Source organism: Hyphomonas sp., assembly GCF_017792385.1.
Lineage (GTDB): Bacteria > Pseudomonadota > Alphaproteobacteria > Caulobacterales > Hyphomonadaceae > Hyphomonas.
Map to the genome: position 1 here is coordinate 1,363,078 of NZ_CP051230.1, position 20,339 is coordinate 1,383,416.

Consider the following 20,339-nt stretch of genomic DNA (forward strand, 5'->3'; position numbering starts at 1 on the left):
CAGCCGGAGTTGCGGGTTGTTTCATTTCAGCGTCAGAATTGTTCAGGAGATCCCATGAAGTCCCTCATTGTCACAGGTGCTGCCTCCGGAATTGGGCGGGCGATTGCCCGGCAATTTGCCGCAGAGGGCTGGCGCGTTGCCGCGCTCGACATCGATACCGAAAATCTGGCCGGACTTGAGGAGGATGGGGTCCAGACTATTGGCTGTGACCTGTCCGACGAGGACAGCATTCGCGCCGCGGTGGCCCGTGTGGGGGTCGCCCGTCTTGACCTGCTCGTCAACAATGGCGGCCCGGCGGATCCGGGTTCCGGCCCGATCGAGGAGATGAGCCTTGCGGACTGGAACCACTGGATCGCGCCTCACCTGACCGGCAGCTTCCTGATGGTGCGCGAATGCGTGCCCGCGCTGCGGGCGGCGCGGGGATGCATCATCAACATGGCGTCGACACGGGCCTTCCAGTCGGAGCCGGACACATATGGTTATGCTGCCGCGAAGGGCGGGCTGGTTGGCCTGACGCATGCGCTGGCGGTCGGACTGGGGCCGGATATCCGGGCCAATGCGATTGCGCCGGGCTGGGTCAATTCCGCCGGCGACGCGCTGTCCGAAGCGGCCCATGCGCAGCACCCGGCCGGACGGGTGGGCGAGGTGCAGGATATCGTGCAGGCCGTTGCCTATCTGGCGGGCGCGGGCTTCGTGACCGGACAGGTTCTCACCGTGGATGGTGGCATGACGCGCAAAATGATCTATACCGCCTAGGCACCACACCGGCCTGCGCCAGGCGCTGCCGCAACGAATTGGGCGCCATGACCGACCAGACCCCGGCCAAGACCATTCTCGCCCTGCTTGAGCGCCCAGGCATCCGGTATTTCGCCGCCAGCCTTGCCGCTCTGGCGCTCGACTATGTGGTGACGCTGGCGCTGTTTCACTTACTGGGCCTCAGCCTGTCGGTTGCGGCCGGAATCGCGTTTCTGGCCGTCGGCCTGGCCTTCTATTTCGTGCACGAATTCTGGACGTTCCGGCGGGCATCGTCGGGAGTCTCAGGTCGGCGTCTGGTGGGAAATCTGGCCGTTCTGGTGACGTCCGGATTCGTCCGGGTTGCCGTCATTTTCGCGCTGGAAGCCTGGCGGGAGCCCGAGAGCATCTGGGTGACTGTCTACTTCATCGCGGGGGTAGCCTGTTCCTTCACCACGAATTTCGTACTAAACCGGTTCTTCATCTTCCGCGATCAGGGCGCCGCCGGCCCCGGTACCTGACAGGCCGGACCCATCCCTGTCCCGGCGTGGTGGAGGGGATGAGACACGTGTTGATCGACTGCGACGCGGACTTGTGTTTGACGCACTGCACAAACAGGATATGAGTCCTGACTTTTACCACGTTCCGGACGAGACATATGGCAGACCTGAAGACGATTGGCGTAATTGGCGCGGGGCAGATGGGTAATGGCATTGCCCATGTGAGTGCGCTGGCCGGATATGATGTCGTGCTCAGTGACATTTCAGAGGATGCGCTGACCCATGGCATGCAGGCCATCGAGCGCAACATGGCGCGTCAGGTCAGCCGGGGACTGGTCGATCAGGCGGCGATGGATGCGGCGATTGGCCGGATCAAGCCGACCACCGTCCTGAAGGATCATGAAGCCGCCAATCTCGTGATCGAGGCAGCCACCGAGCGCCGCGAAATCAAGGAACAGATATTCCGGTCGATTTGCGAGATCGTTCCAGCGGACACCTATCTCGCCACCAACACGTCCAGCATCTCGATCACCCGCCTGGCGTCTGTCACGGACCGCCCGGAACGGTTTATCGGCCTGCATTTCATGAATCCCGTGCCGCTGATGAAGCTGGTCGAGGTGATCCGCGGTCTCGCGACCGATCAGGAAACCTATGAAATGGCCATGGGTTTTGCCGCCAAGCTCGACAAGACCACGACCAATGCCGAGGATTATCCGGCCTTTATCGTGAACCGTATCCTGGTGCCGATGATCAATGAAGCGGTCTATGCCCTTTATGAAGGCGTCGGAACGGTCGAAAGCATCGACACGGCCATGCGCCTGGGTGCCAATCATCCGATGGGGCCGCTTACCCTGGCCGATTTCATCGGACTGGATACGTGTCTGTCGATCATGCAAGTGCTGCATGACGGGCTGGCCGACACCAAGTACCGCCCCTGCCCGCTGCTGGTGAAATATGTCGAGGCCGGCTGGGTAGGCCGCAAGGTCGGCAAGGGCTTCTATGACTATTCCGGCGACGACCCGGTGCCGACGCGCTAGCAGGTCGGAACGACCCTAAAGCCGGAATCATGAACCTGAAATATTACTCAAGTTTATTTAATATTCTATTTCAGGTAATTTCCGATTCGTTAACCCGCGACTGGTCTATTCAATAATATAGACGTCTCATTTCGTGGGTTGGGGACATTCATGGTTTGTTATCGCACTGTCGGGATAAGCAGGTCTCATGGACCTGAAACCGTCGCACAGCAGACCTGCCGGCCAGCACGTGTCCGGACCCTCAGAAATGTCACGGGCGCTGGGATCACGACTCCGGGAGGTCTATTCCGACGTATTGAACGAGCCGGTTCCACCCAGATTTCGCGAATTGCTGGACTCCATGAAGGGGTCCGAACGGTCAAACTCGTGACTGGGGTTCTCGCCCGATGACCGATGCGACCTCATTCCAGACCGGCGACTGGTCCTTTGTCGATGAGCTGGAAGCGCTGCTTCCGCAAATGCGCGCGTTTGCGCGCAGTCTTTGCCATGATCCGGTCCTTGCCGATGACATCGTTCAGTCGGCCTGTCTGAGCGCCTGGGGCGCGGCAGATTCATTTGACCGCACGGCCAAGATGCGGCCCTGGATCCTGCGCATCGTGCGCAATGAGTATCTGCAGCATTGCCGCCGCGCCTGGCGGAATGTGGATGTCGAATCCGGTTTCCTCGAGGAAATGCTGGTGGACCACAGTTCGGCCGAGATGATGAGCGAGGCATCCCATGCGGTGCAGGCGATCTATTCTCTACCGGTGAAACAGCGTGATGCGGTGATTCTCGTGCTGGCTGCGGGCCTGACTTATGAAGAGGCCGGACTTGTGTTGAATTGTTCGCCGGGAACGGTGAAGAGCCGGGTCAATCGCGCTCGCAGCGTTCTGGTCGACGAATTGAACGGCATCACGCAAATGATCACGCTGGCGCAATCCGGCCAGATGGACGCAACGAATCTGAACGCCTTGATCGTGCAGGCCGAAACCCTCATGGCGCGGGCGGCCTAGGCGCAAATCAGGCCATCAGCGCGAAAACACAGACAGAATAGAGCGCCATCAGCGCGCCGGTCTTGAGACCAGCCGAAATCAGGAATGGCCGGAGATCCGACCAGGACGTATCCCGCGCTATCGCCGCAACAGATGTTGCGATGTCATGTTCCAGACCTTCTCGGCTGTGCCCGGCAAGAGTCAGCAGGACAGTTGATGAGCGCGATTTCGGAACCGATTGCGCCTCCTGAAGAACCTGTTGGAACACATGCCCTGCAACCACTTCCCCCAGCGCGCGCCGGGGACGCCAGCCGTACCGGGACAATTCCGCGATGCCGAGCCGGACATAGGGCCAGGACACCCAGAAATCGCGAAGCAGGAATGCAGCGAGCACGGCCATGACGCCGTACAGGAAATAGGGTCGGCCCATTACGCCAAAATGTGCCAGCGTCCAGAGCGCGGCGAGAATGACCAGCTTGATGCCGGTTGCAATGGCGAAGGACCTGAAGCTTCTTTTCAGGAAATCATCCGCATGGCGTTTGATCTGCCTGCGCGTTTCAACGGCGGCAGCCTCGATCGCCTTGGTCTTGCGATCAGATACGCCGCGCTCAAGATAGCGACGGCCAAATGCCAGTCCGGCCCCGACGGCGGACGCGATGAGGAGAAACGATCTCATTCCACCCATATAGGTAGGGAGGGGAGGTGATATGTTCCAGCCCTGTCCTGATCCTGGCCTAGAGCAATCCCAGAAGCAGGCGCTGTGCATGGCGCGTTGCTGTCCTTGGATCACGGACCAGCGTGTATCCCAGCAGCATCGCCCCTGCGGATACGGACACCGGGTATTTCTGGACCAGAGATTTCAGCGTATCGAAGGGCAGGTCTGCCAGCGCGCTGGCGGTCGTTTCCTCCAGATCATCAATTTCCTCAGATGATTTCCGGTATGGCAGCAGAAAAATGTAGAGCATGGTCGCCGCTATCGCGATCAGGATGGCGGCGACTGCGAAGCACGCAGCCGTCAGCCCAATCACCGACGCCAGCGCCAATACGCCGGCTACGGACAAAGCAAACATGCCGCCGAAACCACTGATGATTCCGGCGACAGCTGCGAACAGCCGAAGCTTGGTCGAATCCATGAATTACTTGCCCCGCATCATGGCGAGGATCAGGCCCGCTCCGAATGCAATGCCGACGGCTGCGAAGGGGTTCTTGCGAATCTCCGCCTCGACCTCGGACTTGGTTTCCTTGAACTGACCGCTGGCTTTGTCGGCAATTTCCTTGCCTTTCTCGACGCCGGCCTGTGCCTTCACCTTGGCGAGGCCGCGAACGTCTTCCATCACATTCTTGAGGTCGCTGCGGAGCATGGCAATATCGTCCTTCAGCGCAGCATAATCGTTTTCGGTTTCGGCTTTGAGTGTACTGGGTGTCTTGGTGTTCACGTCAGGTCTCCTGATGTTACGCGTGCAGCAGTACAACGGGCATGACCGGCTTTGGTTCCGCCGGGTCCTTGCGGGCCTGGGCGCGACGTTGGCGGAACCAAGCTGCTCCGTGCACGTTATCAAGCCATGAATGTTCTGCGAAACCGCCTGTCCCAATATGCGACCCTGTCTGATGATACGTGGCAGAAGGCCGGCGGCCTGAAACTGCAGTCCCGGGCCTATCAGTCCGGCGACGACCTCATCCGGGTGGGCGAACCAACCCGGAAACTGTTCTTTATCGAGGATGGCTGGGCCATTCGGTATCGCATGCTGGATGATGGGCGGCGGCAGATCGTCAACTTCATGCTGCCGGGTGACATCTTCGATCTGCAGGTCATTGCTGGCGTGAATGCAGACCATACGGTGACGGCCATCACGCGGACGACGGTTTCGACAGTGGATGCGGATCAGTTCCTGCGTGCACTCCGCTCAGACGCCGATTTCGCAGCGGCCTTCTGGTGGTCGGCTGTTCAGGAGGAGTCGATCCTGCGGGAACAGATTGTTCGCGTCGGGCGCCGCTCTGCGAAGGAGCGGATCGCCCACCTGCTGCTGGAGCTGAATCGCCGGCTGCGTGCGGCAGTGCCTGGCGCCGAAGACCATTTGCCGATGCCCCTGACCCGGACGGATCTGGCCGACGCGCTGGGTCTTACGCCGGTGCATGTCTCGCGCACAATGTCGGCGCTGCGCCGCGCCGGGCTAATTGACGAGTCGCGCGGGCAGATCACGATCATCGATCGGGACAGACTGTCCGACTTGTCCCAGTTCGATACGGACTATCTTCATATACGGCGGCTCGATCTCGGAGTCGCCCCGGCGCGAAACGGCCACATGAATGGTGTGCCCGGGCCGGACAGCCGGCGCGCCGAACAGGCTGCGCCCCTGCCTCGACCGGCAGACTGAGATTTCAATGAATACAATTCAACAGGAGTAAATCATGCAAAATTCCACGTCTCACCCACAGGATGTTTCCCCAACTGAAGTCCGTCAGGGCCGCCGTCGGACCGGGCTGCTGACCGTAATGGGGGCAGGCATTGCCCTCGCGCTTGGCGGCATGTTGGCGGTGTATCTGATCACTGGCCTGTTCTGATCGGTGCAGGCATTGTCCAAACGGCAAAACGCCCGGCCTTCCGGCCGGGCGTTTCGTTTTGTGTCTTGCGATCAGGCAGCGTCCTGTCAGGCGGCCGCCGTGGCTGTGTTGGCCGGATGGAAGAATAGGGCCTGGCCGATGGCGGCCTTGACGGTGTTCTCCTGGAACGGCTTCGGGATCAGATAGGTCGGCTCGGGCCGTTCCCCCGTCAGCAGACGCTCCGGGAAGGCCGTGATGAAAATGATCGGCACATCATGATCGGCCAGGATGTCATGGGCGGCATCGATGCCGGAAGACCCATCAGCCAGCTGGATGTCGCACAGGACCAGCCCGGGCGGGTTGGCGCCGAAGAGGGAAAGCGCCTCGCGATGGGTGGTGGCGATGCCGGTGACCGTATGGCCCAGATCCTCGACCAGGCTTTCCAGGTCGGCGGCGATTATCGGCTCGTCCTCGATGATGAGCACCTTGGTGGCGAGTTCGCCCTCGATTTCCTTCTGGGCGTCCTGTTCCAATGCACGCTGCTCTTCTTCGGAAATGCCGAGAATGTAGGCGGCCTCGGTGGCGGTAAAGCCTTCAAGGGCGGTCAGCAGGAAGGCCTGGCGCTGGATCGGCGCGAGCGCCTGCAGGCGCTTGTCAGCCGGATCATTGGCGGCCTGGTCCCGGCCTTCAAGCTGGGCGCCGGTCGTGCCCCAGATCACATGAAAGAAGCGATACAGGGACAGACGGGAATCTTCTTTATCTTCAACGACTTCGGGGTTTTCGACCAGTGCCTGGAGCGAGGCCCGGATATAGGCGTCACCGCTTTCCTGGCTGCCGGTCAGCGCACGCGCATACCGTCGCAGAAACGGCAAGTGGGGCGCAAAGGATTTTACCAAACTCATGGGGAACCTCTCTTCTGGAGCCGCATTAATAATTCATGAAAACGGTGTTGGTTCCAAGATAGTGCAAAAAACAGCGCCGTCTTGGAACCTTTATCGCGTCCGGTTGTTTCATTGTCAGACTTATATAGTAGGTAGTTATATCGTGAATCAGGACAGACTAGACGGAATGGACAGGAACGGACGCTCGAACTCCGTCAAACCCGACCTCGGAAGCAAGAGGCGGACGCAGCGCATTGGGGAACAATTGCGCCGCGTATATGACGAAGTCGCCCAAGAGGATGTGCCCGACGAATTCTTGCGGCTTCTCGAGGAAGCCGACAAGGCGCGGCCATCTTCCACCTCAGAAAAATCCTGAGGAGGGGTCCATGACAGACAATACGGAAAAGCTGAGCGACGCCGAGTTCAAACGCGAACTGGCCGACCTGATCCCGCACCTGCGCGCCTTTGCCCGCAGTTTGTGCGGTGACGCGACTCTTGCCGACGATCTGGCGCAGGATGCCATGCTGAAAGCGTGGAATGCCCGCGAATCCTTCCAGGCCGGTACAAACATGAAGGCCTGGGCCTTCACCATCCTCAGAAATGTCTTCTATTCCGAAAAGCGCCGGTCCTGGCGTCGCACGCCGCTGGATCCGGAAGTGGCCGAAGCCACGCTCGTGTCCAACAGCAATCCGTCCGATTCCCTCGACCTGCTCGCCATGCGCAATGCGCTGGCCATGTTGCCGGTCGATCAGCGGGAAGCGCTGATACTCGTGGGAGCAGGCGGCCTGCCCTATGAGGAGGCAGCCGACATTTGCGGCGTCGCCGTGGGCACGATCAAGAGCCGTGTGTCACGCGCCCGCAAGGCCGTGATGGAGATTCTCGAATCGAACGGCGCAGGCTACAGCGACGATTCCGGCATCAAGGCAGAGGACGCGTTCAACGATATCATGCGGCAAGCGGATGATATTGCCGGTGTCGGATAAGGATGACGAGATAAACGAAGGAGGGATCGCCGCCAGCGCGTCCCCGTTGCGCAACCGGCTGGTCCTGACGCTGGCGGCAGCGCTGACGCCGGTCCTGCTCCTGTCTGCGTTCAAGGCCTATATCGATGCGAGCGATGCCCGCGAGAGCCAGGCGAGAAACCTGGTGATCGTGGCGGGCGCTGCCATCGATGGTGTGAACCAGTCCCTGCAGCAGGCCGAATTGCTGCTTTCCCTCTACGAACCGAGGCTGAACGCCGGCGAATGCAGCGGTGTGTTCAGCGAACTGTCGGTTCATCTGCCATCCCTGACCAATGTTGTCGCATTCGACGAAACCAGCGAGGTGGAATGTTCTGCGGTCGGGACGCCCAAGCTGAGCCCGGAGAACCGGTTGCTGCATGACCGGCTGCGGGCCGGGGCGGACGAGCTGGCGCGAAGCGACGCGTTCTACGGATCCGCCAGCGACCAGTGGATCTTTGCCCTGAACAAGCGGGTGGAAGACGAGTCCGGAGCGTTTTCCGGAATTCATACATTTGCGCTCGGCGCGAGCGAACTCGCCAATTTGGTGCGCACTGGCTATCTGCCGGAAAACGTTTCCATGTCCATTGCCGATGAGAGCGGCCGCGTCTTCGGCGACCCCATGGTGGGCCCCATCCCGGCGGAATGGATCGAGGAAGTGAAGACGACGCGCGAGGCGCATCTCTACCGGGTCGAGCAAACCGACGGGACGTCCGTCGACGTTGTCCTGCGGCCGGTGGGCAACACCAATATTTTCGCGGTCATCACGCGCCCGGCCTATGGTCTCTGGAACGATATCTTCGTCCGGCCGGCCACCTCTTTCGGCCTGCCGCTGCTGGCCTTCACGGTGACGCTTCTGGCCGCGTGGATGGCAATTGACGGGCTGGTCCTGCGGTGGATTTCGCGTCTTACCCGTACCGTCCGCATTTATGGCGCCGGACGATACCAGTTCAAGGCAGGCAATTCCTTTGTCGATGCCCCGTCGGAAATCCGGAGCCTTGCCCGGGCCATGGAAGTCATGGCCCAGGACATCGACGAGCGCGACCAGGAATTGAAGGATGCGATTGCCACACGCGATGCGGCCGTTAAGGAGATTCACCATCGGGTGAAGAACAATCTCCAGATCGTGACCAGTTTCCTCAATCTGCAGGGGCGCCAGTTGAAAGATCCGCAGGCCAAGGAAGCCATTGCCGCGACCCGCCACCGGATTGATGCTCTGGCGATTGTCCACCAGACACTCTACCAGAATGAGCGGCTTGAAAGCGTGGACATGCGGCCCTTCCTGACCGGACTGCTCAACCATCTGTCGGACGCACTCGGCATGACAGAGGCAGGCATCAATCTGGTTCAGTCCTATGCCGAGATTCAGCGTGACGCCGATGACGCAATTCCGATGGCGCTGTTCATTGTGGAAGCCGTCACCAATGCAATGAAATACGCGTTCGAAGAGGATGGGGGAGAGGTTGCAGTGTCGCTGACCAAGGCCGGAGAAACCGTGACACTCGAGATTCGCGATACGGGGCTCGGCTATGACGCCGCTGCCACCGGCGCCGAGGGGTTGGGGTCAAAGCTCATGGTTGCCTTTGCCCGCCAGCTGGCCGCCGACTTCACGACCGAAGCACGAGCGGGGCAGGGGACGACGCACCGCCTGGTCATGGAACTTTGAGGCATCGAAAAAGCCCGGCCTTTGCAGGCCGGGCTTTTCGACAAGACGAGAGCGGGAAACTATTGCGGATTGTCGGTCGGCTCGGTCATCGCTTCGCCGGCATCATTCACGGCGGCTTCGGCTTCGTCACCGGCGGCTTCGATTTCCTCTGCGGCATGCCGGGCGCCATCCTCGATGGCCTCACCGGCTTCCTCGAAATTCTCCGACAGCGTGTCCGGCTCTTCGACCGTGATGTTGATCTCGTCCGGTTCCTCATTCGCGTCGCAGGCGGCGAGTGCGCCCAATCCCATCAATGCCGAGGCAAGAATGATCTTTCTCATGACTGGCTCCTTTCAGCTTCGCAAACCAAACGCGAAGGTGGCGATACGGTTCCGCAAGGCTCATCTGCCGGCGACGAATCCGGGCCGGGAACCCGCGCCCTGGCCATGCGTAGTATTGGGCATGAAGACCCTGCCCCGCCCCCGCATCGACATTCAGCGCCGCTCGCGCGGTTTCCTCTCTCAGATCGGTGTGCTGGGTAAGTTCAACGGGCCCAACAGTCTCGCCACAATGATTTCTGTTCTGATCATAGGGCTTGGACAGGTCTGGACATGCCTGCGCCGGCACCATGACCTGATAAGAGGCTCGCGCCGCACCCGAGTGCTGCTGATCAGCTACAGCAAGTAGTCTTTCCCGAACCAGAATTTCTCCGGTCCCCCTTACTTGAACGTGTCCGTCGACATCCGGGCACAAAAAAAACACGCCCGGGATCGGGCGTGTTTTTGTTTCGGACCAGGTATCCGACTAGTCGTTGATGTCTTCCTCGACATCGCGGGCAGTGTCCTGGATAACTTCACCGCCGGCTTCGACATCCTTGCCGACGCCATCGACGGTGTTGCAGGCTGCGAGCAGCGTTGCGAGAGCACCGAGGGCGCCGAGGCTGGCAATCTTGATCGTATTCTTCATGACTATTCCTTTCCGCTTGTAGCTGCTGACAAACGGTCTGCGCGGCGGCGGGTTCCGCATCCGGAGCAAAAAATATTCGGGAACCGAGCCGTGAGTCTCCGGGTTGTATGGGCATCACGCCGGCGCGCTTGCCGGTCTGTTCTACAGAGAAGGAGTTTTCATCATGCTCGGTTGGGCAATCGCATTTTTCGTTCTGGCGCTGATCGCTGCCGTTCTTGGTTTTGGTGGCATTGCTGGCGCTTCGGCAGGTATCGCCAAGATCCTGTTCTTCGTATTCCTCGTCCTGCTGGTGCTGTCGTTTGTCGCGCGTGCAGTTCGTGGTCGAAGCGTCTGACAATGACGCGAGATCGTCTTCGAAAAGGCGTTGCCCCGAGGCAACGCCTTTTTCATGGGCGGAACCTGGACCCATGCTGCGCGTAGATCAGGCAGACAGAACAGGGTGGAAATCAAACAGTGACAGATCCGTCGGCCAGCCAGGAGCATGGACCCGATAGCCGGGAAGTGGTCCGCAACTGGGCCATTACCGGGATATTCTGGATTCTCGTGCTGGGCGCCCTCAGCCTGGCGCAAGGTGTCTTCGTGCCAATCATTTCGGCATTCGTCCTGGCACTGACCTTCAGCCCGGTTCGCCGTGTCCTGGAGGGGTTCGGCATTCCGTCCAGCGCTGCTGCCGGAATGATCATGATAAGCCTGCTGATCGTATTTTGTGTCCTGTTCTACTTTATCTCGGAAGCGCTGCAGGAATATCTGATTGACGCTCCGACCTTTGCCGAGGAAGTGCGCCGCGAGCTTAGCGGATTGTTCGGGACGATCGAACCCGTGCTCAAGGCCGGGGACCAGATTGATGCGTTGACCAATCAGAACAAGCAGCAGACCGTCGCCCTGCGAGAGCCGGGCTTTGTCAGCGTCATGACCCAGGCAACCCCGGCCGTGGTGAGCCAGTTGGTTGTTACGCTCACGCTGAGCTTCTTCCTCATGGCATCGGGTGACATGTTCTATGAGAAACTGGTGCAGGTAATGCCCAAGCTGAAGGACAAGCGTCGCGCGCTTGCAGCTGCGAGAACCATCGAGAACCAGTTGTCGACCTATCTGTTCACGATCAGCGCCATAAATGCGACGTTAGGCGTGATTATCGGACTGGTCATGTGGTTGGCGGGCATGCCCAATCCGCTTTTGTTCGGGTTGGGAGCCTTCCTGCTCAACTATATTCCCTATATCGGGTCGATCGGCGGCATCTCCATCACGCTGGTGACCGGGCTGGTCACATTCGATTCGACAATACAGGCCATCCTTCCGGCCCTGTTGTACTGGATCATCAACACAATCGAGGGCCAGTTCCTGACCCCCGTCCTGGTCGGGCGGCGGCTCAAGCTGAACGCGGTGGTCGTGTTCATCTCCTTTGCCTTGTGGGCGTGGGTCTGGTCGTTCATGGGCATGCTGCTCTCGACGCCGATCCTGCTGATGGCCAAGGTCGTGTCGGACAATGTGAATGGCCTCGAATCCTTCGGCAAATTCCTGGGCGACCGGGATGATCTGTCGGGATCCGATTCGCGATTGCTGAAATTCGTGTTCCGCCAGAAAGACAGGTCCGCCGCCGAAGAAGCATGACGTTCGGGCTGACCTGCCGTCTAGCCGCGCCCCATGGCGAAGCCGAGATGGGACAGGACCAGACGGGCCGGCTTGTCTGACCAGAGGGCCACGCCTTCAACGCCTGACAGGTCCATGCCATTCTTCACCAGGTCTTTCAGGGGAATTTCAACGATCCGGGCAGAACGCGACCGTTCGACGATCGGGAGATCGAAGACGTTCCCGAGCTCCTGCCGACCTGACCCGCAGACCAGGGCGATATTGGGCGCATCGTGCCGACCCCAGCCGCGCGCGAGGGTCATGGCCAGACAAAAGCCGGCATTGGCTTCGCGGGTCAGGTCCAGAGCGGCATGAGTGAACACCAGATCCGTGTCACCGCTGCCGGACCATACCATCTCGATGGCGTTTTCCTGTTGCCCAAGGTCCGCCGCACGCAGGGTCAACCCGTCTGGTACGGGGCCCTGAGCCTTCCCGGCCCAGCGATAGGGCGTGCCCCTTGCACCGGCGCGGACCTGCCAGCTGCCGGCGGTCATGCCATGTGCGAACATGGTGCCGTGATCGGGCTGGGTCACAACGCTGTCTTCATGCAGCGTCCTGAGCGATCCACCATCGCCCAATGACAATCCGTATCCAAACGGGAAAAGGGGGTTGAGGCGACCCGGACCGGTTTCGGGGCCATACTGATCAGCAAATTCCGGCCAGGCGAAGGGCAGCCTGCCGGTGAAGTCGTGGGTCGCCGTCCCTCCCGGCGCAAAGATCAGGTCCGCCAGCGCGCCGGCGCGCGTACCGGGAAGAAAGGCGGCGACAAACGCTGTCGCGGCGTTCAGTTCCGGATTGATCCAGAGCGGACGCCCTGACAGGAAGATCGCAAGCGTCGGGATGCCCGCGCTGCGAAGGCGTTGAAGGATTTCCGCGTCCCGCCGATATCCTGACCGGTCGTCCAAGGTGGAGAGATCGCCCCGGAATTCGGCATAGGGGCGTTCCCCGAACACGTGAATGGCCACATCCGGCCGCCGTCGAAACCGTCCGTCCGGACGGTGCAACACCTTGCCCCCGGCAGTGCGCACGATGCGATGAATGCCGGTCAGCACGGTTTCGGCATAAGGATAGTCACGCGAGTCAAGACGCTCCCCCTGCCAGGACAAGGTCCAGCCGCCACATGCCATGCCCAGATCGTCCGCCCCCGATCCAGACACCAGGATTGTTCCCGCCGGATTAAGGGGCAGAAGCCGGTCTGAATTCTTCAACAGGACAGCCGATTTCCGGACCGCTTCGGCGGCAAGGTCCGCATGATCCTGCGATCCAAGCAAGCGGAGCGGGCTGCCGCTGATACGTGAACTGGGTTTCGGGGCGTCGAACAATCCGGCGCGGAATTTCAGGCGCAGAACCCGTCGAACGGCATCGTCCAGACGGTGTAAGGTGATGCGCCCGGATTGCAGATGGCCCAGCAAGGAGGCGTGCAGGCCTTTCCAGCTGCCCGGCGCCATGTACATGTCGAGGCCGGCCATCAGAGCATCCGGGCAATCGGTTGTGGAGGCGTCCGGCAATTGTCCGTGTCCGTCCCAGTCGCCAACCACCACACCGTCAAATTGCCAGTGTGTTTTGAGCAGATCGGTCAGCAAGGCCTTGTGCCCATGCATCTTGCGGCCCTGCCAGCTGGAGAATGACGCCATCACGGTCTGGACGCCTGCGGCGAGGCTGGCCTGATAGCCGGGGGCGTGAATGTCTCTTAGTTGGCGTTCGGTCGCCGGCGTGTCTCCCTGATCTCGGCCGTCCAGGGTTCCCCCATCCCCGATGAAGTGTTTGGCAGTTGCGATGATCCGGTCCGGCCCGAGAAATCCGTTGCACAGAGGGTTTCCTTGCAGGCCGCGCACGAGGGCTGCGCCGAGCTCGGCCACGAGGGCGGGATCTTCGGCATAGGATTCATAGGTGCGACCCCATCGCAGATCGCGTGCCACGGCGACCGAGGGGGCAAACGTCCAGTCCATCCCGGTGGCACGGACTTCCCGCGCCGTGGCTGCCCCGATACGCTCGACCAGAGAGGGGTCCCGTGTGGCGCCCAGATTGATATTGTGCGGGAAGATGGTGGCGCCCAGAAGATTATTGTGCCCGTGAACCGCGTCCGTGCCCCACAATACGGGGATGCGCGGCCCGTCCGCCCGCATGGAAGCGGTCCAGAAAGCATCGGCCAGGTCCAGCCAGTCTGAGAGGCGCGCTGTTTGCTTGCCGTTCGGGGCAGAGTTGCCACCATTCAGGACTGCGCCAAGATGATAGGTTGCGATATCCTCAGGCGTAACGGACGCGATGTCGGCCTGAATGATCTGGCCGACCTTTTGCGCGGGTGTCAGCCAGTTCAGGAGCCTGGTGATCAGTGATTCTGTCCGGGGGCAGAGAGACAGGGCCCGTGCCGGAGCGGGCCAGTCAGACAGGGTGAGCGGGGGTGCGATGGGGTCAGGCATTTGCGGTCGGCGCGCCCTTGTCCGCATTGCCCGCCAGGGGAGAGTCTTCCGGATGATCGCGCAGGTGATCATACCAGAAGCGTTTCAGGAACAGGCTGGTGACAAGTACCAGACCCAGGGAGACGGCGAGTTTCGGCCAGTCGCGGATGACCAGGAAGACCGGGGTGCAGATCAGGGCGGTTTGCCAGACGATGCCGACACAGACATTGACCAGGTCGCGCCTCATGTCGGTGTTCCGCGCGACCGGCCTTCCCTGCTGTGCCAGCGAATCTGCCACCGGCCCCCAAAGCCCCCACGGGCGGGTCCTGAGATAGAAGGCTTCCAGTGTCGGCATCTCCGTCGGCTTTGTGAGGAGCGATCCGGCAATCACGGCAGCGAGGCAGGCAAGGAAGAAGGCCGGGAAGGCCTGCAGCGGATCTATCCGGACTTGCGGCAGGCCAATGGCGAGCGCGCAGACGATGCCGGTGACCATGCCCCAGAAATAGCCATAGCCATTCATTCGCCACCAATACCATTTGACGACATTGGCAGCGGTGTAGCCACCATACAGCCCCGCCGTGATCCATTTGATCACCATGTCGATGCTGTTGAGGAACAGGCCGAACAATGTGCCGACAATGACGAACACGGTCGAGACGATATAGCTCATTCGGAGATAGGTTTTCTCCGGCGCATCGGGGCGGACATATTTGCGATAAATGTCGTTGACGACATAGGCGGGCGCCGCGTTCAGGGGGGCGGCAAGGCTGGACATGAAGGCCGCCAGCAATCCCGCCAGGGTCAGGCCCAGCAGGCCGACCGGAATGAATTCCCTCAGGGCGAATGGCAGGATCGCCTCATAGTCGGCATCGGGCCCCATCTCGTGCAGGAACGGGCTGAAATAGACCAGCGCCAGAATGGTCAGGCCGGTGACCAGGAGGTAGCGCGGCACATTGAGCACGAGACTGACCAGCGCGCTCATCTTCGCGGCTTCGACCGGCGAGCGGGCGGACAGGATGCGCTGCATGTCATAATTGGGCGCCGGGCCGGCCAGGGAGGTGAAGATGCCCTTCAGGAGGACGAGCATGAAGAAGATGGCAAACAGGGAATAGCCTTCCTGTGCGATCTTGGTCTCGGCAGAGGGCAGGAGGCTGGACCAGTCGAGACCGAGCTCCCATCCGAAAAAGGGATTCTGCCAGCCATCGGGAATCGCCGCCGTGAGTGCCTCTGGAGAGACGTGCATGATGGCGATGACGGCGACGCCGATGCTGGCGATGGTCATCACGAGGAATTGCAGGACTTCGGTGAACACAACCGAGTACATGCCACCCTTGATCACATAGAGCGCGGTCAGGAAGACGAGGCTGACCCCGAATGCCTTTTCGTTCAGGGACGCCATGGCGGCCTCCCGGCGCGCCAATATGTCGGCGCCCGGATCGGCCACTTTGAGGGCGTCCGGCAGGAACATGTCCAGATGCAGCAGGGTGGCGAGGTCCAGCGGAATGAACTGGGCGGCCAGTTTGCCAATGCCGAGAAAGCCATAGGCCATGTAGGCGAGCACCAGGATCAGGGCGAAGAGCACGATGATCAGATGACTGAGGCGGGCGGCCATTCCGTCGCCGAACCGGAAAGTGATCCATTCGGCCCCGGTCATCGCCCCGGACCGGCGCAGCCAGATCGACAGGAAGACCATCAGGAATATCTGGTTGAAGACCGGCCACAGCCACGGGATCCAGATGCTTTTCAGGCCATAGACAAAGAGGATCGAGACCAGCCACATCGTGCCGGCCACATCGAACATGCCGGACGCATTGGACAGGCCGAGCGCGTACCAGGGCAATCGGTTGCCTCCCAGGAAATAGCTGCGAAGGCCTTTTGAGGCGCGCGTGGATATCCAGAACCCGATCAGCAGGGTCAGGCCGATATAGGCCGCAATGATCGCCATATCGACTGGGTGGAGACTCATCCCGCTCGCCCCGCTTGCACACCGCACCTCCCGATGAGGAGCAGTTCCGGTCCGGCAGCCCCTCTTCTGTTGCCCCTACAGGCGATTGCCGGCATCGTTCTGAGCGAGCCTGACCTGACAGAGCATTCAATACAACCGGTTTCATTGCAAGGCATGATGGTGTTTGATGCGGGCAGGGAACCGGTGTGTCGACCCTGTCGGCCCCGGATCCGGAAGAGAGCTGCTGCAGGGCGCGTGGGAGGCCGGAATGGCGCAAATCAGGGATGTTGCGAAGCGGGCTGGCGTGTCACCCGCGACTGTCTCCCGTGCCTTCTCCGACCCTGGGAAATTGTCCGGCGAAACGCTGGAACGGGTGCTGGCGGCGGCAGAGGAGCTGAAATACAAGCCGAGTTCCCTGGCGCAGCTGTTCCGGGAAAAGCGGACAAATACCGTGCTGGTCATGGTACCGGACCTGGCAAATGTCTTCTTCGCCCGGGTCGTGTCGGGCATTGAACGGGTGGCCGCCGAGAACCGCTACAACCTGATCGTGTCGGATACGGGCGATGCGGCAGCGACCGAATGCATTGGTGTGGAAATGGTGGAAACCTATCGCGCCGACGGCGTCATTCAGCTGGGTGAGCGCCCCTTGAGCGAGCTGCATCCGGCGGGACTGGCCTGCGCGATCCCCTTTGTGCAGGCCATCAGCGCGGACCCGCACGGCCCCCATCCCACGGTCGGGATTGATGACCGGCAGGCTGCCGCCTCAATGGCGCGGTACCTGCTGGCGGGCGGGCACAGGCAGATCGGTGTGCTGGCCGGACTGGAGGACCGGCTAGTGACGCAGGCGCGCCTCGCCGGGTTTCGAGACGCCCTCGCCGAACTGGGTTTGTCGCTGGATGAGGGCCTTATCGAATACGGGCCTTATTCCATGGCGGGGGGAGAGGCGGCAGCGGCGCGTCTCCTGTCGCGCTGCCGAGACCTGACGGCCCTGTTCTGCATGAGTGACGAGATTGCCATCGGGGCGATCCGAACGGCGCACGAGCTCGGCCTGGCCCTGCCGGACGATTTGTCGATCTCCGGATTCGACAATATCGAGTTCGGGAAGTACTGCACGCCGCCCCTCACCACGGTGATGCAGCCGGCCGAGCGCATCGGTGAGAAGGCGATGGTGCTGATGTGCGACATCCTGAAAGGCCGGCCGCTGCAGGCGCAGCACGAGATGCTGCCGACCCAACTGGTCGAACGGGCCAGCGTGGTGCCGATTGGCTAGAACAGGTTCGGCAGGGTCAGCGACAGGGCCGGCACGAAGGTGATGATCATCAGCGCCAGAAGCAGCGCCCCATAGAAGGGCCAGATCGTCTTCACGGCCTCTTCCACAGGCACCTTTCCGACGGCGGACCCGACAAACAGGACCGACCCGACGGGGGGTGTGACAAGACCGATACCCAAATTCAGCATCATGACGATGCCAAAATGGACCGGGTCCACGCCCACTTCCATCACCACTGGCAGCAGGATCGGCGTCGTTATGATGATCAGGGGCGACATGTCCATGAATGTGCCAAGGACCAACAGAATCACATTCACGATCAGCAGGACCAGGATGGGATTGCTGGTGGCCGAGGTGATCATGTCGGCGAGTTTTGCCGGCGCTTCCAGGATTGCAAGCGCATAGCCGAAGGCGGTGGCTGCGCCGATGATGAGCAGAACCATGGAGGTGATCTTGACGGATTGCATGGCCGCTTCGGAGAAGCGCTTCCAGCCAAGCGTCCGGTAGACAAATGCCCCGATGGCAATTGTGTAGATTACGGCGATCGCGGAGGATTCGGTTGCCGTGAAGATGCCGGACAGGATGCCCCCCATGATGATGATGGCCGTCATCAGGCCGGGTATGGCAAACAGGAGCGCACGCAGAAAGGTGCGCCAGCCCGGAAAGGCGCCGCTGGCATACCCCCGCCGGACCGCCACGCGCCAGGCAACGAACATCAGCAATGCGGCGGTCATCACGCCGGGCACGATGCCTGCCAGGAACAGGTCTCCGATGGAGACCCCGATCCCGCTGGCAGCGGAATAGATGATCATGTTGTGCGATGGCGGAATGAGCAGGCCAACAATAGCGGCTGTCACGGTGACATTGACTGTATAGTCGCCTTCATATCCCCGCTCGCGCATCAGCGGCATGAGGGTTGATCCCATGGCGGACGCGCTGGCGATGGCGGATCCGGAGACTGCGCCGAACATGGTGGACGCGCCTACATTGACGAGACCCAGCCCGCCGCGTGTCCGGCCGAATGCCCCTTCGGCAACTTCGACAAGACGTTTGGCGATGCCGGACCGGTACATCAGGTCTCCGGCAAAGATGAAGAAGGGAATGGCCATCAGGGTGAACACGCTGACACCTGCCGCCATGCGCTGGAAGACGACCACCATGGGCAGGTCGAGCGCGAGGAAGGTGGCCATGGCCGAACCGAGCAGTGAATAGGCTACGGGCACACCCAACGCGAGCAGAACCACCAGCACACTGACGAGAATGATCAGCTCCATCTCGGGTCCTCCTCGTCTTCAACCTGTTCGCCTGAAACTTCCTCGAAGATGCGTTCCAGCGAGAACAGCGCCATCAGCGCACCCGCAATCGGCAGGCCGAGATAGGCCAGGCCACGTGGAATGCCGAGCGAGGGAATGACATGGCTCCAGGTCTTCACAACCAATTGGCCGCCCCATACCAGCATGGCGATGCCGCACACGCCGACAATGATGTTCGAGGCAATGCGCATCCAGAGCCGGGTCTTGGCTCCCACAGCGTTCTCCAGCGCCACAATACGAATGTGAAATCCTTCCCGCACGCCTGCCGCCGCTGCGAGAGACACATACCAGATCATGAGGGCCAAAGAGGCCTGTTCCGACCAGGACGGGGTAGAGTTCAGCACATAGCGACCAAACACCTGCCAGCCAATGATGGCTGTCATCAATACCAGTCCGACGGCAGATATGCGGACCAGCCAGTCGGCCGCGAAATGCGTTATCCGTGTCAGTGTGCCGATCATGTTCCGGGCCTCATGGCTTCGATCTCCGCAACCAGTTCCTTTTGCAGGTCTGTCCTGACGAACCGGTCCCAGACAGGGCGCATCTGCTGCTGAAAGGCGCCAAGATCCTGCACCTCGTTTACGGCGACGCCCGATGCGAGGATCTTTTCCCGGGACGCTGCGACGCGGGCATCCCACAGGCCCCGCATATAGGGCACGGAGTCCCGCGCTGCCTGGCGCACGAGCGTCTTGTCTTCATCGGAGAGTTTGCGCCAGCGGCTCGCCGACATGACCAGGACTTCCGGGGCGATGATATGGCGGGTCAGGCTGTAGAACGGGGCGGCCTCGAAATGGCGCCCGCTTTCGAAGGAGGGCCAATTGTTCTCCGCGCCGTCAATGACGCCCTGAACGAGTGCCTGATAGACTTCGCCGAGCGGCATGGGCGTCGCGTCGGCACCGAGGGCCCGGATCATGGCGACATACAGATCAGAATTCGGCACACGAATCTTCAGACCAGCCATGTCGTCCGGCGTCAGGATCGGCTTGCGTGTATTGTAGAAGCTGCGTTCCCCGGAATCATAGAAGCAGAGGCCGATCAAATCGTGCGGTTCCAGAGAGGCAAGAATCCTGTCTCCGACCGGACCGTCCAGCGCCATGCGCATATGCGCGGTGGACGAGAACAGAAAGGGCAGGGCCGGGATGGTCGTCAGGGGTTCGATCGAATTCAGGGGGGCCAGATTTACCCGATTGAGATCCAGGCCGCCAAAGGTTGTGATTTCCAGCGTGTCGCGCTCGGAGCCGAGCTGGCCTCCGGCATACATCTTGATGCGCAGACGTCCGCCACTGCGTTCATCAAGCAGGCGGCCCATTTCCCGCACCGCCTCCACGGTGGGATAGCCATCCGGGTGGGAGTCAGCGCCAAGCAGATCCCGGCCCGACCTCGCCCCGCAGGCGGCGACGCCCGCTGTAGCGGCCAGCGCCAGCATGGACTGCCTGCGCGTGATGTTGAACTGGGACACGTCCCGCCTCATGACTCTCCTCCCCGGTACGGCCTTATCAATGGCCTCTCACAAGG

General features: G+C 61.1%; 25 protein-coding genes. 14 read left to right on the top strand and 11 right to left on the bottom strand.

Annotated elements, in window-relative coordinates:
• Positions 1 to 54 precede the first annotated feature (54 nt).
• The 5 genes from HF955_RS06875 (at position 55) to HF955_RS06890 (ending at position 3,261) form a co-directional block, all read left to right on the top strand.
• On the top strand, positions 55 to 756 hold the full coding sequence (locus HF955_RS06875) for an SDR family oxidoreductase (protein ID WP_291078811.1): 702 nt from the start codon (positions 55 to 57) through the stop codon (positions 754 to 756).
• A 47-nt stretch (positions 757 to 803) separates the two neighbouring features.
• Entirely contained in the window at positions 804 to 1,253 is a 450-nt protein-coding gene (locus tag HF955_RS06880; protein ID WP_291078812.1) for a GtrA family protein, read from the top strand.
• A 137-nt stretch (positions 1,254 to 1,390) separates the two neighbouring features.
• Positions 1,391 to 2,269, top strand: coding sequence for a 3-hydroxybutyryl-CoA dehydrogenase (locus tag HF955_RS06885; RefSeq protein WP_291078813.1), 879 nt, complete (start codon positions 1,391 to 1,393; stop codon positions 2,267 to 2,269).
• 247 nt (positions 2,270 to 2,516) lie between these two features.
• Positions 2,517 to 2,639, top strand: coding sequence for a NepR family anti-sigma factor (locus tag HF955_RS18440; protein WP_367279756.1), 123 nt, complete (start codon positions 2,517 to 2,519; stop codon positions 2,637 to 2,639).
• A gap of 16 nt (positions 2,640 to 2,655) precedes the next feature.
• Positions 2,656 to 3,261, top strand: coding sequence for a sigma-70 family RNA polymerase sigma factor (locus HF955_RS06890; protein ID WP_291078814.1), 606 nt, complete (start codon positions 2,656 to 2,658; stop codon positions 3,259 to 3,261).
• A 7-nt stretch (positions 3,262 to 3,268) separates the two neighbouring features.
• On the opposite strand, the gene HF955_RS06895 is transcribed toward HF955_RS06890, so the two are convergent.
• Genes HF955_RS06895 through HF955_RS06905 form a run of 3 tightly spaced genes read right to left on the bottom strand, consistent with a single transcriptional unit; the run spans position 3,269 to position 4,676 of the window.
• Positions 3,269 to 3,916, bottom strand: coding sequence for a hypothetical protein (locus tag HF955_RS06895; RefSeq protein WP_291078815.1), 648 nt, complete (start codon positions 3,914 to 3,916; stop codon positions 3,269 to 3,271).
• 58 nt (positions 3,917 to 3,974) lie between these two features.
• A complete protein-coding gene (locus HF955_RS06900; RefSeq protein ID WP_291078816.1) occupies positions 3,975 to 4,373 on the bottom strand; it encodes a hypothetical protein in 399 nt (132 codons plus the stop codon).
• A gap of 3 nt (positions 4,374 to 4,376) precedes the next feature.
• Positions 4,377 to 4,676, bottom strand: a complete 300-nt coding sequence (locus HF955_RS06905; protein ID WP_291078817.1) for a hypothetical protein — start codon at positions 4,674 to 4,676, stop codon at positions 4,377 to 4,379.
• A gap of 126 nt (positions 4,677 to 4,802) precedes the next feature.
• On the opposite strand from HF955_RS06905, the gene HF955_RS06910 reads away from it, so the two are divergent.
• Positions 4,803 to 5,615: a Crp/Fnr family transcriptional regulator gene (locus HF955_RS06910; RefSeq protein ID WP_291078818.1), complete on the top strand. Its 813-nt coding sequence runs from the start codon at positions 4,803 to 4,805 to the stop codon at positions 5,613 to 5,615.
• Positions 5,616 to 5,649: 34 nt separating this feature from the next.
• On the top strand, positions 5,650 to 5,802 hold the full coding sequence (locus HF955_RS06915) for a hypothetical protein (protein ID WP_291078819.1): 153 nt from the start codon (positions 5,650 to 5,652) through the stop codon (positions 5,800 to 5,802).
• 86 nt (positions 5,803 to 5,888) lie between these two features.
• Here the strand turns inward: HF955_RS06915 and HF955_RS06920 are convergent, their stop codons facing one another.
• Complete coding sequence (locus tag HF955_RS06920; protein WP_291078820.1) at positions 5,889 to 6,683, bottom strand: response regulator; 795 nt, start codon at positions 6,681 to 6,683, stop codon at positions 5,889 to 5,891.
• A gap of 166 nt (positions 6,684 to 6,849) precedes the next feature.
• Here HF955_RS06920 and HF955_RS18445 point away from each other — a divergent pair, with 166 nt between their 5' ends.
• Genes HF955_RS18445 through HF955_RS06930 form a run of 3 tightly spaced genes read left to right on the top strand, consistent with a single transcriptional unit; the run spans position 6,850 to position 9,326 of the window.
• Positions 6,850 to 7,038, top strand: coding sequence for a NepR family anti-sigma factor (locus HF955_RS18445; protein ID WP_036261672.1), 189 nt, complete (start codon positions 6,850 to 6,852; stop codon positions 7,036 to 7,038).
• 10 nt (positions 7,039 to 7,048) lie between these two features.
• The gene (locus tag HF955_RS06925; protein ID WP_027838202.1) at positions 7,049 to 7,645 is read left to right on the top strand and encodes a sigma-70 family RNA polymerase sigma factor; all 597 of its coding nucleotides are present in this window, start codon (positions 7,049 to 7,051) and stop codon (positions 7,643 to 7,645) included.
• Positions 7,635 to 9,326, top strand: a complete 1,692-nt coding sequence (locus HF955_RS06930; protein WP_291078821.1) for a histidine kinase dimerization/phosphoacceptor domain -containing protein — start codon at positions 7,635 to 7,637, stop codon at positions 9,324 to 9,326. Before HF955_RS06925 ends, HF955_RS06930 begins: the two co-directional genes overlap by 11 nt.
• 59 nt (positions 9,327 to 9,385) lie before the next feature.
• Here HF955_RS06930 and HF955_RS06935 read toward each other — a convergent pair whose 3' ends face one another.
• Positions 9,386 to 9,646, bottom strand: a complete 261-nt coding sequence (locus HF955_RS06935) for a hypothetical protein (RefSeq protein WP_291078822.1) — start codon at positions 9,644 to 9,646, stop codon at positions 9,386 to 9,388.
• Between HF955_RS06935 and HF955_RS06940 the strand changes: the two genes are divergently transcribed.
• The gene (locus HF955_RS06940) at positions 9,645 to 9,992 is read left to right on the top strand and encodes a hypothetical protein (RefSeq protein WP_291078823.1); all 348 of its coding nucleotides are present in this window, start codon (positions 9,645 to 9,647) and stop codon (positions 9,990 to 9,992) included. The genes HF955_RS06935 and HF955_RS06940 overlap by 2 nt on opposite strands.
• A 117-nt stretch (positions 9,993 to 10,109) precedes the next feature.
• Here HF955_RS06940 and HF955_RS06945 read toward each other — a convergent pair whose 3' ends face one another.
• On the bottom strand, positions 10,110 to 10,271 hold the full coding sequence (locus HF955_RS06945) for an entericidin A/B family lipoprotein (protein ID WP_291078824.1): 162 nt from the start codon (positions 10,269 to 10,271) through the stop codon (positions 10,110 to 10,112).
• 163 nt (positions 10,272 to 10,434) lie between these two features.
• Here HF955_RS06945 and HF955_RS06950 point away from each other — a divergent pair, with 163 nt between their 5' ends.
• On the top strand, positions 10,435 to 10,605 hold the full coding sequence (locus HF955_RS06950) for a DUF1328 domain-containing protein (RefSeq protein ID WP_027838199.1): 171 nt from the start codon (positions 10,435 to 10,437) through the stop codon (positions 10,603 to 10,605).
• A 119-nt stretch (positions 10,606 to 10,724) separates the two neighbouring features.
• Positions 10,725 to 11,879 (top strand): AI-2E family transporter, encoded by a 1,155-nt coding sequence (locus HF955_RS06955; RefSeq protein ID WP_291078825.1) that lies wholly within the window; start codon positions 10,725 to 10,727, stop codon positions 11,877 to 11,879.
• A 20-nt stretch (positions 11,880 to 11,899) separates the two neighbouring features.
• Here HF955_RS06955 and HF955_RS06960 read toward each other — a convergent pair whose 3' ends face one another.
• Both HF955_RS06960 and HF955_RS06965 read right to left on the bottom strand, forming a co-directional pair.
• Positions 11,900 to 14,317: a glycoside hydrolase family 3 protein gene (locus HF955_RS06960; protein WP_291078826.1), complete on the bottom strand. Its 2,418-nt coding sequence runs from the start codon at positions 14,315 to 14,317 to the stop codon at positions 11,900 to 11,902.
• On the bottom strand, positions 14,310 to 16,262 hold the full coding sequence (locus HF955_RS06965) for a sodium:solute symporter family protein (RefSeq protein WP_291078827.1): 1,953 nt from the start codon (positions 16,260 to 16,262) through the stop codon (positions 14,310 to 14,312). The genes HF955_RS06960 and HF955_RS06965 overlap by 8 nt, the downstream gene beginning before the upstream one ends.
• A gap of 247 nt (positions 16,263 to 16,509) precedes the next feature.
• On the opposite strand from HF955_RS06965, the gene HF955_RS06970 reads away from it, so the two are divergent.
• On the top strand, positions 16,510 to 17,511 hold the full coding sequence (locus HF955_RS06970; protein WP_291078828.1) for a LacI family DNA-binding transcriptional regulator: 1,002 nt from the start codon (positions 16,510 to 16,512) through the stop codon (positions 17,509 to 17,511).
• Here HF955_RS06970 and HF955_RS06975 read toward each other — a convergent pair.
• From HF955_RS06975 to HF955_RS06985, 3 genes are read right to left on the bottom strand one after another with little or no spacing between them, the layout of a single operon-like run.
• Positions 17,508 to 18,785 carry a TRAP transporter large permease gene (locus tag HF955_RS06975; RefSeq protein WP_291078829.1) on the bottom strand — a complete coding sequence of 426 codons (1,278 nt, stop codon included), beginning with the start codon at positions 18,783 to 18,785 and terminating at the stop codon, positions 17,508 to 17,510. The two genes, HF955_RS06970 and HF955_RS06975, sit on opposite strands and share 4 nt — an antisense overlap.
• On the bottom strand, positions 18,776 to 19,285 hold the full coding sequence (locus HF955_RS06980) for a TRAP transporter small permease (protein WP_291078830.1): 510 nt from the start codon (positions 19,283 to 19,285) through the stop codon (positions 18,776 to 18,778). The genes HF955_RS06975 and HF955_RS06980 overlap by 10 nt, the downstream gene beginning before the upstream one ends.
• Positions 19,282 to 20,295 (bottom strand): TRAP transporter substrate-binding protein, encoded by a 1,014-nt coding sequence (locus tag HF955_RS06985; protein WP_291078831.1) that lies wholly within the window; start codon positions 20,293 to 20,295, stop codon positions 19,282 to 19,284. Before HF955_RS06985 ends, HF955_RS06980 begins: the two co-directional genes overlap by 4 nt.
• Between the last annotated feature and the right edge of the window lie 44 nt (positions 20,296 to 20,339).